The 15,735-nt window shown below is 58.0% G+C and carries 16 protein-coding genes; 9 read left to right on the top strand and 7 right to left on the bottom strand.

Annotated elements, in window-relative coordinates; all coding sequences use genetic code 11:
* Position 1: 1 nt before the first annotated feature.
* The 3 genes from GF1_RS12725 to hemL all read right to left on the bottom strand — a co-directional run bounded on the left by GF1_RS12725 (position 2) and on the right by hemL (position 2,153).
* Positions 2-466 carry an ATP synthase subunit I gene (locus GF1_RS12725; RefSeq protein ID WP_267926925.1) on the bottom strand — a complete coding sequence of 155 codons (465 nt, stop codon included), beginning with the start codon at positions 464-466 and terminating at the stop codon, positions 2-4.
* A complete protein-coding gene (locus GF1_RS12730; RefSeq protein ID WP_267926926.1) occupies positions 463-696 on the bottom strand; it encodes an AtpZ/AtpI family protein in 234 nt (77 codons plus the stop codon). The genes GF1_RS12725 and GF1_RS12730 overlap by 4 nt, the downstream gene beginning before the upstream one ends.
* A 164-nt stretch (positions 697-860) precedes the next feature.
* Positions 861-2,153 carry a glutamate-1-semialdehyde 2,1-aminomutase gene (hemL, locus tag GF1_RS12735; protein WP_267926928.1) on the bottom strand — a complete coding sequence of 431 codons (1,293 nt, stop codon included), beginning with the start codon at positions 2,151-2,153 and terminating at the stop codon, positions 861-863.
* A 384-nt stretch (positions 2,154-2,537) separates the two neighbouring features.
* Between hemL and trxA the strand changes: the two genes are divergently transcribed.
* The 3 genes from trxA (at position 2,538) to GF1_RS12750 (ending at position 4,972) form a co-directional block, all read left to right on the top strand.
* Positions 2,538-2,867, top strand: a complete 330-nt coding sequence (gene trxA / locus GF1_RS12740) for a thioredoxin (protein WP_267926929.1) — start codon at positions 2,538-2,540, stop codon at positions 2,865-2,867.
* A 293-nt stretch (positions 2,868-3,160) separates the two neighbouring features.
* Positions 3,161-4,093, top strand: coding sequence for a thioredoxin-disulfide reductase (gene trxB / locus GF1_RS12745; protein ID WP_267926930.1), 933 nt, complete (start codon positions 3,161-3,163; stop codon positions 4,091-4,093).
* A gap of 54 nt (positions 4,094-4,147) precedes the next feature.
* On the top strand, positions 4,148-4,972 hold the full coding sequence (locus GF1_RS12750) for an outer membrane protein assembly factor BamD (protein ID WP_267926931.1): 825 nt from the start codon (positions 4,148-4,150) through the stop codon (positions 4,970-4,972).
* A 121-nt stretch (positions 4,973-5,093) separates the two neighbouring features.
* Here the strand turns inward: GF1_RS12750 and GF1_RS12755 are convergent, their stop codons facing one another.
* The 3 genes from GF1_RS12755 to GF1_RS12765 all read right to left on the bottom strand — a co-directional run bounded on the left by GF1_RS12755 (position 5,094) and on the right by GF1_RS12765 (position 7,193).
* On the bottom strand, positions 5,094-5,531 hold the full coding sequence (locus GF1_RS12755; protein WP_267926932.1) for an NIL domain-containing protein: 438 nt from the start codon (positions 5,529-5,531) through the stop codon (positions 5,094-5,096).
* 65 nt (positions 5,532-5,596) lie between these two features.
* Positions 5,597-6,211 carry a P-loop nucleotide/nucleoside kinase family protein gene (locus GF1_RS12760; RefSeq protein ID WP_267926933.1) on the bottom strand — a complete coding sequence of 205 codons (615 nt, stop codon included), beginning with the start codon at positions 6,209-6,211 and terminating at the stop codon, positions 5,597-5,599.
* Positions 6,183-7,193, bottom strand: a complete 1,011-nt coding sequence (locus GF1_RS12765; RefSeq protein WP_267926934.1) for a hypothetical protein — start codon at positions 7,191-7,193, stop codon at positions 6,183-6,185. The genes GF1_RS12760 and GF1_RS12765 overlap by 29 nt, the downstream gene beginning before the upstream one ends.
* A 135-nt stretch (positions 7,194-7,328) precedes the next feature.
* Between GF1_RS12765 and larB the strand changes: the two genes are divergently transcribed.
* From larB to GF1_RS12795, 6 genes are all read left to right on the top strand, one after another.
* A complete protein-coding gene (gene larB / locus GF1_RS12770; RefSeq protein WP_267926935.1) occupies positions 7,329-8,114 on the top strand; it encodes a nickel pincer cofactor biosynthesis protein LarB in 786 nt (261 codons plus the stop codon).
* Positions 8,115-8,537: 423 nt separating this feature from the next.
* A complete protein-coding gene (gene secD, locus GF1_RS12775; protein ID WP_267926936.1) occupies positions 8,538-11,102 on the top strand; it encodes a protein translocase subunit SecD in 2,565 nt (854 codons plus the stop codon).
* 3 nt (positions 11,103-11,105) lie between these two features.
* Entirely contained in the window at positions 11,106-11,834 is a 729-nt protein-coding gene (locus GF1_RS12780; RefSeq protein WP_267926937.1) for a YkgJ family cysteine cluster protein, read from the top strand.
* Entirely contained in the window at positions 11,835-12,506 is a 672-nt protein-coding gene (locus GF1_RS12785; RefSeq protein ID WP_267926938.1) for an HD domain-containing protein, read from the top strand. It begins immediately after the preceding gene.
* A 77-nt stretch (positions 12,507-12,583) separates the two neighbouring features.
* Positions 12,584-13,234 carry an HAD family hydrolase gene (locus tag GF1_RS12790; protein ID WP_267926939.1) on the top strand — a complete coding sequence of 217 codons (651 nt, stop codon included), beginning with the start codon at positions 12,584-12,586 and terminating at the stop codon, positions 13,232-13,234.
* Positions 13,235-13,543: 309 nt separating this feature from the next.
* Entirely contained in the window at positions 13,544-15,070 is a 1,527-nt protein-coding gene (locus GF1_RS12795) for a sensor domain-containing diguanylate cyclase (RefSeq protein WP_267926940.1), read from the top strand.
* 19 nt (positions 15,071-15,089) lie between these two features.
* Here the strand turns inward: GF1_RS12795 and GF1_RS12800 are convergent, their stop codons facing one another.
* Positions 15,090-15,713: a DUF4388 domain-containing protein gene (locus GF1_RS12800; RefSeq protein ID WP_267926941.1), complete on the bottom strand. Its 624-nt coding sequence runs from the start codon at positions 15,711-15,713 to the stop codon at positions 15,090-15,092.
* Between the last annotated feature and the right edge of the window lie 22 nt (positions 15,714-15,735).

Below are 15,735 nucleotides of genomic sequence, written 5' to 3' on the forward strand. Positions count from 1 at the left end.
CCTACGCTCCCTTAAAACTTTGTACGGAATATATCATCCTGCCCTTACTCAAGACGACGATGATGACGCTGAGCATGATGGTGGACAGACCAAGTACCAGGCCGATCATGTTGATGCTGAGCTTGGTGGCCAGCACGAACAGAAGCAGACCCAGCAGGATGAGACGGGCGTAAAACTTGAGAAAAAAACGGATTTTCTCAATGCGCTTGACCGCCCTCATATCACCACCGGCCATGGCTACCCGGTGGATCAGCTGCTCAATATCCTTTTTCAGCAGAAAGAAACTGCCATTGGCCAGAACCCCGCCAACCAGCACGGAACGGGCAAAGGGCCAACCGAACAGGTACCAGCCGCCGGCGACAAACACAATCAGCACCAGCCAGCTGAACACCTGTATGTAACGCAGCAGGAGAATCCCGGGCTCTACGGTCTTCCGGTCGGTCCCGGTTTCTTCGTGCTCACTCATTCTTTATCTTTCGGAATCTGCCGGGTCAGCTCCCAGAGATTCTTGAAACCGGCGGCGATCCCGAACCCCAGAAATATAAATGTCAGATACGGCGATGTTTTACCGTCAAATACCCTGTTATCAAGGTACCAGCCGATCCCGAGCCCGATGAATATGGAGAATACAAAGGTCAGACCGACATGACTGTACACAGCCAGCAGCCTGAACATCTCCCTTCGATCTTCCGACATACAGCCTCCTGTCCGGTGCCCCACGAGACACTGAAGAACACCCTTGCAGGATGGCAGCCCCTGCGCGGCGCATGACGAGAGTCTACCTGACTGTCAGCAACAGAACAGGACTCTCATATGGAAGATACAGGTAGCATGAGGCTCCTGCAAACGCAATGATTTTTTTACTGTTCTGCCAATTTTTTGAATGACCATTCAGTCACCTCCAGTGCTTTTTCCAAGTGAGACCGCTCATGTGCACCAGAGATAAATGCCGCTTCAAACTGCGACGGCGCCAGCCATACACCCCCGGCCAGCATCTGGCGGAAGTGGCGGCCATACATTTCGCTGTCCGCCTTCATGGCCGATTCAAAGTCAGTCACCGGGTCCGGGGTAAAGAAACAGGTCATCATGGAACCGATCCGGTTGAGAGTGGTCGGGACGGCGGCCCCGGCGGCGATCCCGGCCAGCTCGCCGGCAAACCAGTCGCTCTTTTCCTCCAGCTCCCGGTAGAAACCCTCCCGGCGAACCACCTTGAGCATGGCCAGTCCCGCTGCCATGGCCAGGGGATTGCCCGACAGAGTCCCGGCCTGGTACACCGGTCCGTCCGGCGCGATCTGGTCCATGATCTCCCTTTTGCCGCCATAGGCCCCCACCGGCAACCCGCCACCGATGATCTTGCCAAGGCAGGTCAGATCCGGCATGATGCCGAACCGCTCCTGGGCCCCGCCCAGGGCCAGCCGGAAGCCGGTGATCACCTCGTCGAAAATGAGGACGATCCCCAGCTCGGCGGTCAGCTCCCGCAGCTTCTTCAAAAAGGCCATCTCCGGCACCACCACCCCCATGTTGCCGGCCACAGGCTCGACGATGACACAGGCGATGTCCAGCTTCTCGTCCCGCAGGGTCTCTTCCAGGACCTCGACGTTGTTATAGGGAATGGAGAGGGTGTTCTTGACAATATCCTCCGGCACGCCGGGACTGCCGGGAATGCCAAGGGTGATAACCCCGGAACCGGCCTTGACCAGAAAGGAATCCGCGTGGCCGTGGTAACAGCCGTCGAACTTGACCACCACGTTCCGTCCGGTATAGCCCCGGGCAAGCCGGACCGCGCTCATGGTGGCCTCGGTGCCGGAATTCACGAACCGGACTTTTTCAAGCGACGGTACCGAGTCGCAGACCATCTCGGCCAGCTCCACCTCCAGCGGGGTCGGGGCGCCGAAACTGGTTCCGTCCACCGCGGTTTTCTCAATGGCCTCGATAACCTCGGGATGGGCGTGCCCCAGGATCATCGGTCCCCAGGAACCGACAAAATCGATGAATTCGTTGCCATCCACATCGACAACCACCGCTCCCTTTGCCTTCCGGACAAAGAGCGGATCACAGCCCACCGACTTACAGGCCCGAACCGGTGAATTAACCCCGCCGGGAATCACCTGGCGGGCCTTTTCAAAAAGCGAAGCGGAAAGATCAGTCTTCATAGAACCACCTGTCTCCTTATAATTTAGTGCCCGTCCAGCCCCCGCTCACCGGAGGCCTGGCCATGAAGCCCGCATATCTTCTGCAGGATGCGTCGTGCCCGGGACCATGCCGCCCTGCCGCCGGCAATTCCACGGTCCATGGCTGCATTATTTACCTGAAGAGATATAAATAATCAATCGGCTATTTCGCGGCCTGACAGCACGCAGAGCGGTCCTTGACACCCCCCGGAACCATGCTAATTTTTTCTTGTCACTGGTACCCATGCAAGGTAGAATGCTGCACTATATTGATAATTTATAGCAATCAAGTCATTAACCAACTGAAAAGACAAACCTTTCCTCGGTATTCACAGGTTGTCATAAAACCAAGAAGGAGAATCGATAATGGCAAGCGACAAGGTAGTGCATGTTTCTGATGGTGAATTTGACAGCAAGGTGCTGCAGAATGAACTGCCCACCCTGGTGGACTTTTGGGCCCCGTGGTGCGGTCCGTGCAAAGCCATCGGCCCGGTTATAGACGAACTCGCCGTGGAATATGCAGGCCAGGTGCAGATCGCCAAGATGAACGTAGACGACAATCCGGCCACGCCGGGAAAATATGGCATCCGGGCCATCCCCACCCTGATTCTGTTCAAAGGTGGCGAAGTGGTGGATCAGATAACCGGTGCTGTTGGCAAGGCCCAGCTCATCGACCTGCTGAGTAAAGCCAGCTGATCTACCCTCCACGACCGTCTCCCTGGCCGGCAGCCCGCAACATGGCAACCTGGTGGAACGGGTCGTGAGCCGGCCAGATGCAGATGCGGCTGACAATCTCCGCGGGACAGCAAGGCGGACCGGCCAAGGCCGATCCTGTCTTCCGCCGGCAGAGCCAGCCCCTTTCTTCACCAGGACCGGCATGACTGAAGCATTTTTCACCGCTGCCCAGTCACAACACCCCCGGAAACACACCCCGGCCGCTGCGCTCCGGGTTGATTTTCCACTAACGACTTAGTTCCGGATTATTTCCCATGCTACAGACCGATTACAAGCTCATCATTGTCGGTGGCGGTCCCGCCGGACTGACCGCCGGGCTCTACGCTGCCCGTGGGCGACTGGAGGCACTGCTGCTGGAGAAAGGCGCTGTGGGCGGCCAGGTACTGCTGACAGACTGGGTAGACAACTACCCCGGCTTTGTCGAAGGACTCAGTGGCTTTGACCTCATCGAGAAGATGACCGCCCATGCCGACCGGTTCGGGGTGGAAAAGAAACTGGGTACCGTCCAGTCCATGGATCTGCAGGACACGGTGAAGACCCTCCACCTCGACGACGGTTCGACCCTGACGACTCTGGCTGTCATTCTCTGCACCGGCGCCCGGCCCAACAAGCTGGGCGTTCCGGGAGAAAAGGAATTTGCCGGTCGCGGGGTGTCCTACTGCGCCACCTGCGACGGACCCTTTTATCGCAACCAGCAGATTGCCGTGGTGGGCGGCGGCAACACGGCGATCCAGGAGGCCATCCATCTGACCAAATTCGCCTCCCGGGTAACAGTCATCCATCGCCGCGACACACTGCGGGCCACCAAGATTCTCCAGGAAAAGGCCTTTGCCAACGATAAGATCGACTTTATCTGGAACACCACGGTGGAAGCCATTGAGGGCGGTGACAGCGGGGTCGAGCGTCTCCGTCTCGCCCATGCGGACGGATCCACCTCGTTTCTCGAGGTCAGCGGCATCTTCATCCTCATCGGGGTGGTGCCCAACAACGAAATGCTGCCCCAGGATCAGCTGCACCTGGATAAACAGGGCTTTGTCCTCACCGATACCGAGATGCTGACCAATCTCCCGGGAGTCTTCGCCGCCGGCGATATACGCAGCAAGAACTTCCGTCAGATCATCAATGCAGCAGGAGACGGGGCCACAGCCGAGCTTTCCGCCGAGCAGTACCTGGGCTCACTTAGATGAAACGTTTCCCTTCTAACCATTATTGCAGACTCTGTTAGCCACTGGAACCAATCAATGACATCAACTGCCCCACGTCCCATCCGATCCGCCAAAGTCCTCCTCTGCCTTCTCATTATTCTGTCCACCACCCTGCTGGCCGGCTGCGCGGACAACAACCTCAGCGATATGTTCAACTTTTTCGATACCGGTGAAGAGGAGCAGATAACGCCGGAAAGCCTGGCCATCCAGGGCATGGACGAGTTCAACCGCGGCCGCTACAGTTCAGCCCTCAAGACCTTTGAGCAGATCATGGACCGCTACCCTTTCAGTTCCCAGGCCCTGCTGGCCGAGCTGAAGGCTGCGGACTGCCACTACTACATGGGTGAATATGAAGAGGCCAAGCTGCTCTACAAGGAATTCGAGGAACGGCATCCCACCAACGAGGCCATCCCCTATGTTCTGTTCCAGATCGGCATGTGTGATTTCAAGCGCACCGACCGGATCGACCGGGATATCTCCGGGGCCCAGGACGCCATCCAGTCGTTTTCCCGGCTGCTGCGGGCCTATCCCGACTCACCCTACTCCAGAGAGGCAAGGGCCCGGATCAAGGCCGCCAGGGAGTTTCTGGTCAACCATGAATATTTTGTCGCCACCTTCTATGTCCGGACCAAGAAATATGACCAGGCCATCCACCGGCTGAAATACCTGCTGGCCACCTATCCGGATTCGGCCATCGCCCCCAAGGCCAGGAAACTGCTCCAGCGCCTGGAAGAGGGCAATCCGCCCAAAATGGGCATCGCCAAATGGCTGCCCGACTTCAACATGCCCGACTGGCTGCTCTACGGGGAAGATACGGATAAGAAAGAAAACAAGGACAATAAGGGTGTCTTGAAAAATTAGGATAATCGGTCGAGCTCACTAAACAGAGTAATCCCGGTCCTGCCGATGGCTTGTCCGGGCGAGGACAGGGAGACAGGAGTGAAAATCGCCGGCCTGGGGCAGGCTACAGGCCGGCAGAATCTCAGGCCCGCACCCCTTCCTCGGACAGCTGATCAAAAGAGACTTCCATGGCCCTGACCGGGCAGCCGGTCACACACTGCCCACAGCCGGTGCATTTTTCCGGATCAAAGAGCACCGCCATCTCCGGCCGTTGGATGTAGAGCGCTCCCACAGGACAAATGCCGGTGCAGGCTCCACACTGAAAACACCTCTCATCATCACGACGGATCTTGCCGGCCAGCCGTTCGGCCTGCACGCCAAGACTCTTCAGATAGGCCAGAGCATCGCGGACATTCTCCTTATTGCCCTTGAGCTCCAGGATCATGATCCCGTCCCGCTGGGGCCGGATGTCAGCCTTGAGAATATTGAACTCCACATCATAGCGTTTCACCAGTTGATAGATGATGGGCTGATCCGATGTTTCCTTGGGGTAGCGTAGAAAATAGATTCGTGTGTACATGAAAAAAATCCCTTTGTTTTCAGGTGTCAGATGTCAGGTGAATATGCTTCTTTGCTGCGTTCCTGTCAATCCTCCTCCCGGATAGTCTGCTCCAGGCGGGTGAGCAGGGTGGAGATATCCGCCTCTGTATCCAGCCGGAGAAGCTCGCCGGACACCAGTTCCCCGGGCATGGAAAAAAATTCCTTCTGCTTCAGGTAGATTTCCCAGCGGCCGTCGGACACGGCCTCAGGATCCCGGGCCCTAAGAGCCAGTCGGCGCGCCACCTCTTCATCACTGCAGTAACACAGGACAAACAAAACCTCGGCCCCGTGGCGCCGGGCCAGCTCCCGAACCCGGTCCCGCTCCGCCCGGCTCGAATAGGAGCCGTCAAGGACCACGCCGCCAGCGCCGGTCCCAAGGGCCTCATCGGCCCGGGCCAGCATGGCGTCATAGGTCCTGCGGGTAAATTCCGGGGTGTAGATTCCCTGCCCCAGGCCATCGGGCCGCCGCTCGGTGGGTTGCAGGCCGGCAAGTTCCTTGCGGACCCGATCGGTGTTCAGGTACAAAAAACCGTGCTGCGCGGCCCAGGCCCTGGCCAGGGTGGACTTCCCCGAGGCGATCAACCCGAAGAAGACGTATATTTTCTGCCGCTGCCCCATGACCGGAATCCCGTCAGGAGGCGTAGCGGGTGGCGAGCTCAAAATAGGCTGCGGCCGCGGCCAGGCTGGCCTTTTTTACCTCTTCGTCAACTGCCGGATCGCTGGCCGTGAACAGCCCTATCTTGCCCCGCACGTACGCGCGGTAACATTTATAGAAGCGCAGCATGTCCGTGACCCCCTTATCACCGGATGCCTCCTGGAAGCGGGAAATGAAATAATCCGAAAGGCCCTCCAGGGAGTGAAAGTCCAGGTCCATGGCCAGGAAGGCCACGTCACTGGCCACATCGCAGTAACGAAACCGCTGGTTGAATTCGATACAGTCGTAAATGTAAACCTTGTCGGCCAGGCAGATATTGGCGGAATAAAGATCGCCATGGCAGTCGCGGATCCGGCCCGCATCGATCCGGGCCTGAAAGAGTTCCTCCCGGCCCAGAATGGAACGGGCATAGGTCGAGATGGTCTCGAACTGCTCCCTGGTCAGGGCCCCGCCGCCGATGAAGCCTTCGGTCTGATCGAAATTCTCCAGGACGTTCACCGCCACCGCATCGGTACGGCCAAAGGTGTCGATAACCTCGCTGCGTTCGGCCTTGTCGTAAAAAGGGACCAGGACCTCGACGATCCGGTCCATCTCCCTTTCATTCAGCTCGCCGGTCCGGATGAGATTGCCCATCATCCGCTCCTCGGGCATCCGTTTCATTTTCACCCCGTACTCCACCACCTCGCCGGGACCATCCAGAGCAAAAGTATCCCTTTCCCAGGTCACGGTGACCAGGCCCAGATAGATATCGGGACAGAGACGGCGATTGAGGACCAGCTCCTGCTCGCAGCAGTACCTCCTCTTGTCCAGGGAGGAAAAATCAAGAAAACCAAAGTCCACCGGTTTTTTGAACTTATAGACAAAGTCGCCGGCCAGCACAACAAAGGAGATATGGGTCTGAATCAGCTCGATACCATCGACCTCATGGTCATAGATTTCGGACTGCTGCAGAGCCTGGATAAACGGGGGCAGGGTTTGCTTGCTCATGACTGATGATTGGCTCGGGTTCAAGGGAATGGTTGTCGACCAGGCAACAGGCCTGGCTCAGGACCGGCATCTTACCAGATCGGGCGGGCAGCGTAAATGGTTTACCTGGACCACCGGTCATGGTACATTTTCGTCATGCATGAAAATATCATCCGCACCATTCTCCGGGAAGTGGCCGCTGGCACCAGGGACCCTGAATCCGCCCTTGACCGGCTGCGCCACCTGCCGGTAGAGACCCTGCCCTCAGCCCGGATAGACACCCATCGCAGCCTGCGCACCGGTATCCCCGAAGCGGTCTTTGGCCAGGACAAAACCGTGGACCAGCTGGTCGAGATCCTCGGCGCCATGCTTGCCCGGGAGCAGGTGGTTCTCGCCACCCGGGTAAGCCCGGACAAGGCAGCGGCCGTCCAGGCCCGGTTGCCGCAGCTCAACTACCACGCTCCGGCCCGGATGCTGACCGGCAACAAAGAGCATATTCCCCGGGCCAGGACCAGGGGCGAGGTGGTGATCGTCACCGCCGGCACCTCGGATCTCCCGGTGGCCGAAGAGGCCAGGATATCGCTGGAATATTTCGGCCACCGGGTCCACACCCTCTTTGACACCGGTGTCGCCGGACTCCATCGCATCCTCGCTCACACGCAACGACTCGCCTCGGCCTCGGTGATCATCGTGGTGGCCGGCATGGAGGGCGCCCTGCCCACGGTGGTGGCCGGCATGGTGAGCGCGCCGGTCATCGGCGTGCCCAGTTCCATAGGCTACGGCACCGGAGCCGGAGGGTTCTCCGCCCTGCTCGGCATGCTCAACAGCTGCGCCCCTGGCCTGGCGGTGGTCAATATCGATAATGGCTTCGGTGCCGCCTGCATGGCCGCTGCCATCAATCATCGCAAAGAAAATAACACCCCTGCCCCGGAGGAACCCTGACAGGAGTAAGCCCACAGGCCAGTGAACGTACACGCTGAACGACCGGAGCTTCGCCCATGGCTCTGCGGGACCACAGCCAAGAGCAGCATTCGAGCGCCGCAACATTCTCCGTCTAGCCCCCCTGCCACCAATACAGCCTGGTAGTTTTCGTCCATGTTCACCCTCAATGAGCACGAACAGGAGCACGTTATTTCATGGCAAAGGTACGCTGCGCTCACCCGGTCCCGGGGGCAGGATTTGCCGACAAAAAATAAATCATGAAAAAATACCGACCTGCCATTGCAGGAAACCGGTTGCCGACGTATAATCGGATGTTTTTTCCACAACATATTACCGCAACCGCTGCGGGACCGGGGGCCCTCCCAGAAAAAACAACACCAAGTGGCCCCTGCAAACCTAGACTTGTAGCATACGGACAACCCCATGAACACGACCTTGAAACTCAAAATCGGCCTGCTCGTTTCGCTGATCCTTTTTTCCATCATAGTCCTGGTGCCTTCCTTCTATCCCAGCACCCCGGACTGGTGGAAAAAGTACCTGGCGCCCACCGGTCTCAAGCTCGGCCTTGACCTGCAGGGCGGCATGCACCTGGTCCTGCGGGTGGACCTGGAGAAAGCCCTGGAAAACTCCCTTGACCTGGCGGCATCGGATCTCAAGGAAGGACTGGCGGAAAAGGGCATCACCGCCGTACGGATGGATTCCGGAGATCCACACAAGGTCGTCTTCACCCTGCCCAACACCGGCGCCGTGGATACGGTCCGCAAGATCATCGAGGAGGATTTTCCCAACCTCGATGTCCAGGTGGCGGCCGAAGAGGGCTCCTTTCCCCGCATCACCCTGCAGTTGAAAAAGGATGAAGTGGAGTTCATCCGCAAAAACGCCGTGGCCCAGTCCCTGGAGATCATCCGCAACCGGATCGACCAGTTCGGTGTCGCCGAGCCGGTGATCATCCGCCAGGGGGAAAACGAAATCGTGGTCCAGCTGCCCGGCGTAAAAGATCCCAAGCGGGCCATGGGCCTCATCGGCCAGACGGCCCAGCTTGAATTCAAACTGGTGGCCGATGACGCCGGGGTCGACCTCCCCCGCCTCATCGATGAGGTGAAACAGGCCGGACTGTGGAAAGAGGGGGAAAGCCGCAAAAAACTTAACCTGGCCCTCCAGGGCCGGATTCCTCCGGATACCGAGGTCTATTTTCAGCGAATCGTTGACCCGCAGACCGGTCGGGAAAGGAAGGTTCCGATTCTCCTGAAAAGCCAGGTCCTGATGACCGGTGAAATGGTCAAGAACGCCCAGGTCCGCATCGGCGGTTCGTTCAACGAACCCTATGTCAGCCTGGATCTCACCGGCCGCGGGGGTAAAATCTTTGCCAACATCACGGAAAAAAATGTCGGTAAACGGTTGGCCATTGTCCTGGACGGCGTGGTCCGTTCAGCGCCGGTTATCCGGGAAAAGATCCTCGGCGGCAGCGCCCAGATCTCAGGCGACTTCACCCATGAGGAGGCCACCGACCTGGCCATTGTTCTCAGGGTCGGTGCCCTGCCGGCCCCGGTAGAAATCATCCAGAACCTCACCGTCGGCGCCAGCCTCGGCCATGACTCCATCAACAAGGGACTGATGTCGGGCCTGTTTGGCGCCCTCATGGTCCTGACATTCATGGTGATCTATTACCGGCTCTCCGGCGTGATCGCCGACTTCGCCCTGACCCTCAACATCCTCTTTCTCTTTGTCGGCCTGGCCATGCTCGGGGCCACTCTGACCCTGCCGGGTATTGCAGGTATCATTCTGTCCATCGGCATGGCGGTCGATGCCAACGTCCTTATTTTCGAACGGATGCGCGAGGAATGGGAACTGGGCAAATCGGTAAAGTCGGGCATCGACGGTGGCTTCAACAAGGCTTTCTGGAGTATTGTCGACTCCCAGGTCACCACCCTGATCACCGCTCTGGCCCTATTTTTGTTTGGCACCGGCCCCATCAAGGGCTTCGCCGTCACCCTGTCGCTGGGTATCATCTTCAACCTCTTCGCGGTCCTTTTCTGTACCCGGTTGATCTACGATGTGCTCTATGCCACCCGCAGGCTGAAGAAGCTGAGCTTCATGCGTTTTATCAAGAAGCCTGATTTCGACTTCATGCGGGTCAAGAAAATCGCCTTTGTGCTCTCGGCGATTCTGGTCATCATGGGCCTCTTTTCCTTTGTCGAGATCCTCCGCGGCCAGGCCAACCTCGGGGTAGACTTTGCCGGTGGCTCCCTGCTCCAGTACAAGGCGGAAAAACCGTTTCAGCTTGACGAAGTCCGCGCCGCGTTCAAGAAACACGGTTTCACCAATATCGACCTGCAGCAGGTCACCGGCGAGAACCGGCTCATCATCAAGATCAAGAAATCCGAGGACACGGTGGGCCATCTCGGTGACCAGATCACCCAGATTCTGACCACCGAGGAAGGGGACAAGACCTTTGTTCTCGAGAGCCAGTCCGAAATTGGTTCCTCCATCTCAACGGTGCTCCGCAACAAGGCCATCGAGGCCATTGCCATATCGCTTGTCGGCGTGCTCCTCTACCTGGCCATCCGCTTCGACTTCAGCTTCGGCCTGGCAGCGGCGGCAGCCACTTTCCACGATGTCCTGGTGGTGCTCGGCATCTGCTGGCTGATGGACAAGGAGATAACGCTGCTGCTGGTCACCGCGCTCCTGACCCTGGCCGGATACTCCTTGAACGACTCGGTGGTTGTCTTTGACCGGATCCGGGAGAACATGGCCAAACTCCAGGGCACGGATTTCGGAACCATCATCAACCGCAGCATCAACGAGGTCCTTGGCCGGACCATCGTCACCTCCCTGACCACGGTCCTGGTTCTGGCCTCGCTCTTTTTCTTCGGCGGCTCGGCGATCCATGACTTCGCCTTTGCCCTGCTCACCGGTGTCATCGTCGGAACCTATTCCTCGATTTTCATCGCCAGCCCGCTGCTGACCATAAAATCACGCGAACACTGAGCCGTGGCAGATACCAGTCCCTTTCAATCCATTGCGCAGGCAGAGCGTTTCCGCTTTGCCTGCCATCCCGGGGTTCCCTGTTTCACCGAATGCTGTCGGCAGCTCGACCTGGCCCTGACCCCCTATGACGTGCTGCGGCTGAAAAACAACCGCAACCTGCATTCGGGCCGCTTTCTCGAACAGTTTGTCCTCATCGAGTGGGAAGAGGGCATGGTCTTTCCCCTGTGCTACCTGACCATGGTGGATGATGGGCGGGCCAGCTGTGTCTTTGTCACCAGAGAGGGCTGCTCGGTCTATCCCGACCGGCCCGGGGCCTGCCGGGCCTATCCGGTGGGACGCGGGGTCTCCCGCGGACAGGACGGCACCATCCGGGAGCAGTTTGTCCTGGTGCGCGAAGGCCATTGCCAGGGCTTTGCCGAAGACACGGAGCAGACCCCGTCGGAGTATTTCAAAGACCAGGGCCTCGAGCTCTACAACCTCTATAACGACGAGGTGGCCGGCCTGCTGCAGCACGAGCAGGTCCAGCTGGGATTCCGGCCGGACAGGGCCCAGCTCGATCTCTTTATCCTTGCCCTCTACAATCTGGACATGTTCCGCCAGGAACTGGCCGACGGACGGATCGCCATGAAAAGGCCCCTGTCTCCTGGTGAACTCCAGGGCCTGGCCGGTGACGACGAACAGTTGCTGCTTTTAGGTATCCGCTGGCTCAAACAGGAATTTTTCGGCGAATAGATGAGCTCGATCCTTGATGCCGACCGGCTGAAAATCCTTCGGGAAATAAGTGCCGGCTACTGCATGGAAGAAGGCGGCCCCCACGGCCCGGACCACAGCGAACGGGTCTATCGCATGGCCATGAACCTTGGGCGGGAACTCTCGGCCCGGCTGGATATTCTCGGGGCCGCTGCCCTGCTGCATGACATCGGCCGGCGCAGGGAATCAGAGAGCCGGGGAATCATCTGTCATGCGGAAATCGGCGCCGACATGGCGGTCCCGGTCCTCCAGGGACTGGATTTTCCCGAGGCCGATATCAAAGAAATCGTTCACTGCATCCGAGCCCATCGCTACCGGGGCCGCGAAAAACCCGCTTCGCTGGAAGCCGCCATTCTTTTTGACGCCGACAAGCTCGATTCCATCGGTGCCATCGGCATCGGTCGCGCCTTTCTCTTTGCCGGCCAGATTGGCGCCAGACTGCACAATCCCGAGCTGGCTCCTGAAGAAACAGAGTCCTATACCACCGAAGACACGGCCTACCGGGAGTTCCAGGTCAAAATGTCCCGGGTGCGCGACCAGATGCTTACTGAGCCGGGCCGCCGTCTTGCCCGCCGCCGGCACGAATTCATGGAGATATTCTTCGATGAACTGAACCGGGAAATCTATGGCAATGAAACCGATCCCGGCAAATAATCCATCTCGTTGCATCACGGCCCTCCGCACCCTCTCCGTGATCCGCAAAAACAATACCATACCGAGGCGACCAGTCCATGCTGAAACTGATTATCTTTGACTGTGACGGGGTTCTCTTTGAATCCCGGGAGGCCAACCGCCACTATTACAACCACCTGCTGGCCCATTTCGGCTGCCCGCCCATGAGCGAGGAGGAGGTGGATTATGTCCATATCCACAACGTGTTTGAATCGGTCGTCCATATCTTCCGCAACCATCCCCAGGTTGACATGAAGGAGGTTGACCGCTATCGGGCACAGCTGAGCTATGATCCCTTTTTGCAGTACATGATCATGGAACCGGACCTGATGGATTTTCTCCAGATCATCAAACCACGCTACCACACCGCCATCTCCACCAACCGGACCACCACCATGGATCTGATTCTCGATATCTTCAGACTCAGGCCCTGGTTCGACATGGTGGTCACGGCCCTGACTGCCGGTCGTCCCAAGCCGGCTCCGGACGGTTTGCACATGATCCTCGACCGGTTTGGCGTCCGGGTGGACGAGGCGATCTATATCGGTGACTCAACCGTGGACCGGGATCACTGCCAAAGTGTGGGCATGGAGCTGATCGCCTTCAAGAATCCCGACCTGGAGGCAAGCTATCATGTGGACCGGTTCATGGATATCCTCAGCCTGCCTCCCCTGCAGGCCGATCCTGACTCTGCGGCTGCAGGATCATAAGCTTCATGGATGGGGAAAAAATTATCTGCAAAAATCATGGTCTTTGTCAGATCAGACGCTATAATGACTGAAAGGACCACGTCGTAGCAGGACCGCAAATCCAGAATGAATGCCCGTTTGATCTGCAGCTGAGTAGTTTTGGCAGAATCACCATTTACAGGGGCAGCAGAACCTGCTATCCTGCAACAGGTTGTTTTGTAATTGTTATTGAAAAGGAGTCTGACAGACCAGGGTAACGAGATTTAAGAAATAACGCCTGCGCCTGCCGCTTCCCTGAACAGCAATCTTTTACCATCCTCCCTCTATGCCATGACAACCCTGCAGGATTTTTTTGCGCAGAAGATCAAGCTGCCCTCTCCTCCGGCCATTGCCCTGAAAATCCTGGAGGCTGTACGCAAGGATGAAAATTCCTTTGAAGAGCTGGCCCAGATCATCTCGGCCGATCCCGCCCTCACAGCCCGTATTCTCAAAATTGCCAACTCCGCTCTGTACGGCTTCCCGAGCCCGGTCAAATCCCTGAGCCAGGCCACAGCCCTGGTCGGCTTCAATACCCTGAAAAATATCGCTCTCTCCTTTATCATTGTCCAGGACATGCAGCGCGCCACCGTGGGAGGCTTTGATCTGAACCTGTTCTGGCGCCGGGCCATCACCGCGGCCGTGGCGGCGGAGACCCTGGCTGAAGAGATAGGCTACCAGGACCGGGACCTGTTCATCTCCGCCCTGCTCCAGGATATTGGTGTTCTCATTCTCTACCTGTCCGACCCGGTGACCTACGCCGCCATGCAGGATGAAAAACGGGTCAGCGGCCTGACCACCTGCGAGGCGGAACGGCGCCAGTTCGGCTTTGACCACACCGAGGTGGGCAGCCACCTGCTCTCGACCTGGAAACTGCCCGAATCGATCTGGCGACCGATCCGCTTCCATCACTCGGATATCAGGGAAGACAAGTACGGGGACTGCGCCCTGGTCCTCTACCTCTCGGACAAGGTTGCCGCCATCTACCATGGCCTGCACAGCAACCGCAAATCCATGGAGGTACACGAGCTGCTGGCCGAGGCATACCAGTTTTCCGATGAACAGAGCGCTGCGCTGATCGACAAGGTAGGAGAAAAGGCCCAGGAGGTCATGGAGATGTTTTCCATTGATCCAGGCAACATGAAACCCTTTTCCCTGATCATGCAGGAGGCCAACGAGGAACTCGGACGACTCAACCTCTCCTATGCCCAGCTGGTCCTTGAACTCAAGCAGGCCAAGCAGAACGCGGAGCAACTGGCCATGGAGCTGAAGCTTGCCAATGACAGCCTGCGCAAACTCGCCTTCAGGGACGGGTTGACCGGACTGTACAACCACCGATATTTTCAGGAAATTCTCGAAGCGGAACTGGAACGGTCCAGCCGCTACAACCACCCGCTCTCCATGATCCTGGCCGACATCGATCATTTCAAGAAGGTCAATGACCACTTCGGTCATCCGGCCGGAGACCATGTCCTCAAGATGGTGGCCGAGATGCTGGTATCACTGGTGCGCCGGTGCGACATCGTGTCCCGTTATGGCGGGGAGGAGTTCACCATTATCCTGCCGGAAACAGGAATCAACAGTGCCAGAATACTGGCCCAGCGAATCCGCCGGGGTATCGAACAGATGCATATCACCTACAATGACCAGAAAATCCCGGTGACCATCAGCTGCGGCATCGCCAGTACCGAGGTGGTTAATGGCAATATCACCCGGACCGAACTCATCGAACGCAGCGACCAGGCCCTGTACCGGGCCAAAAAGAGCGGCCGCAACCGGGTGGAGGTGGACGAGCTGGCCACCTGTGTCTGCAACGACTGACCCTGTCCCTGCCCCGGCCTCAGCCATCCTGACTCTTCTCGTCCAGTCGCTTCAATCCTTCCATGAGAATCATCATGAAATCCCCGATCTCCCGGGCCTGCATCAACGAGGACGGCAATCCTGGAATGAAGCGAAAACTGCCCTCACGCTCCTGGAGCAAGGCGTAAATAGCCTCCTGATTGTCCAACTCGCCAAAACGGGCCGCGATGAGAGCCCCTTCCCGAAAGGTTACTCTGGCAGCCCCGCCAGGGGTTTCCAGCAGCAGTTTGCCGGTTTTCTGGTGCATATGAAAAATCTGCAGCAACTCGGCCGGTGAGACCGCTTCGATCAATCCGCTCATGACCGAGCCGTCCTGCTCCACATCCTCAGCCCGGGTATCGGGCATCTCCACGAGCCGGTACTTGATCAGGCCGGTGCAGCCACCACAGGTAAAAAGGCTTTCCTTCTGCGCCGCAAAACCGTCGGCCGCATAGGGCAGAAGCTCAAAAAGCAGACCGGTGAGCTCACGGATCAAAATCATGCAGGCAGGTTTCCCCATGGGCAGGGAAACAGCCTTGTCGGTCAGGACAAGGTTCTCCCCCCGCCTATATATAGGGCAATTACGTTCTTCGACAATGGTAAAGGCGGCCGCAAAGGTCATCATAGAAAGTCCGGGCAGAAAAAAA

Source organism: Desulfolithobacter dissulfuricans, from assembly GCF_025998535.1.
Taxonomy (GTDB): domain Bacteria; phylum Desulfobacterota; class Desulfobulbia; order Desulfobulbales; family Desulfobulbaceae; genus Desulfolithobacter; species Desulfolithobacter dissulfuricans.

Excerpts from the sequence above, each read along its gene's own strand:
- GF1_RS12725 (WP_267926925.1), bottom strand. The coding sequence starts at position 466 with ATGAGTGAGCACGAAGAAACCGGGACCGACCGGAAGACCGTAGAGCCC.
- GF1_RS12730 (WP_267926926.1), bottom strand. The coding sequence starts at position 696 with ATGTCGGAAGATCGAAGGGAGATGTTCAGGCTGCTGGCTGTGTACAGT.
- hemL (WP_267926928.1), bottom strand. The coding sequence starts at position 2,153 with ATGAAGACTGATCTTTCCGCTTCGCTTTTTGAAAAGGCCCGCCAGGTG.
- trxA (WP_267926929.1), top strand. The coding sequence starts at position 2,538 with ATGGCAAGCGACAAGGTAGTGCATGTTTCTGATGGTGAATTTGACAGC.
- trxB (WP_267926930.1), top strand. The coding sequence starts at position 3,161 with ATGCTACAGACCGATTACAAGCTCATCATTGTCGGTGGCGGTCCCGCC.
- GF1_RS12750 (WP_267926931.1), top strand. The coding sequence starts at position 4,148 with ATGACATCAACTGCCCCACGTCCCATCCGATCCGCCAAAGTCCTCCTC.
- GF1_RS12755 (WP_267926932.1), bottom strand. The coding sequence starts at position 5,531 with ATGTACACACGAATCTATTTTCTACGCTACCCCAAGGAAACATCGGAT.
- GF1_RS12765 (WP_267926934.1), bottom strand. The coding sequence starts at position 7,193 with ATGAGCAAGCAAACCCTGCCCCCGTTTATCCAGGCTCTGCAGCAGTCC.
- larB (WP_267926935.1), top strand. The coding sequence starts at position 7,329 with ATGCATGAAAATATCATCCGCACCATTCTCCGGGAAGTGGCCGCTGGC.
- secD (WP_267926936.1), top strand. The coding sequence starts at position 8,538 with ATGAACACGACCTTGAAACTCAAAATCGGCCTGCTCGTTTCGCTGATC.
- GF1_RS12785 (WP_267926938.1), top strand. The coding sequence starts at position 11,835 with ATGAGCTCGATCCTTGATGCCGACCGGCTGAAAATCCTTCGGGAAATA.
- GF1_RS12790 (WP_267926939.1), top strand. The coding sequence starts at position 12,584 with ATGCTGAAACTGATTATCTTTGACTGTGACGGGGTTCTCTTTGAATCC.
- GF1_RS12795 (WP_267926940.1), top strand. The coding sequence starts at position 13,544 with ATGACAACCCTGCAGGATTTTTTTGCGCAGAAGATCAAGCTGCCCTCT.
- GF1_RS12800 (WP_267926941.1), bottom strand. The coding sequence starts at position 15,713 with ATGATGACCTTTGCGGCCGCCTTTACCATTGTCGAAGAACGTAATTGC.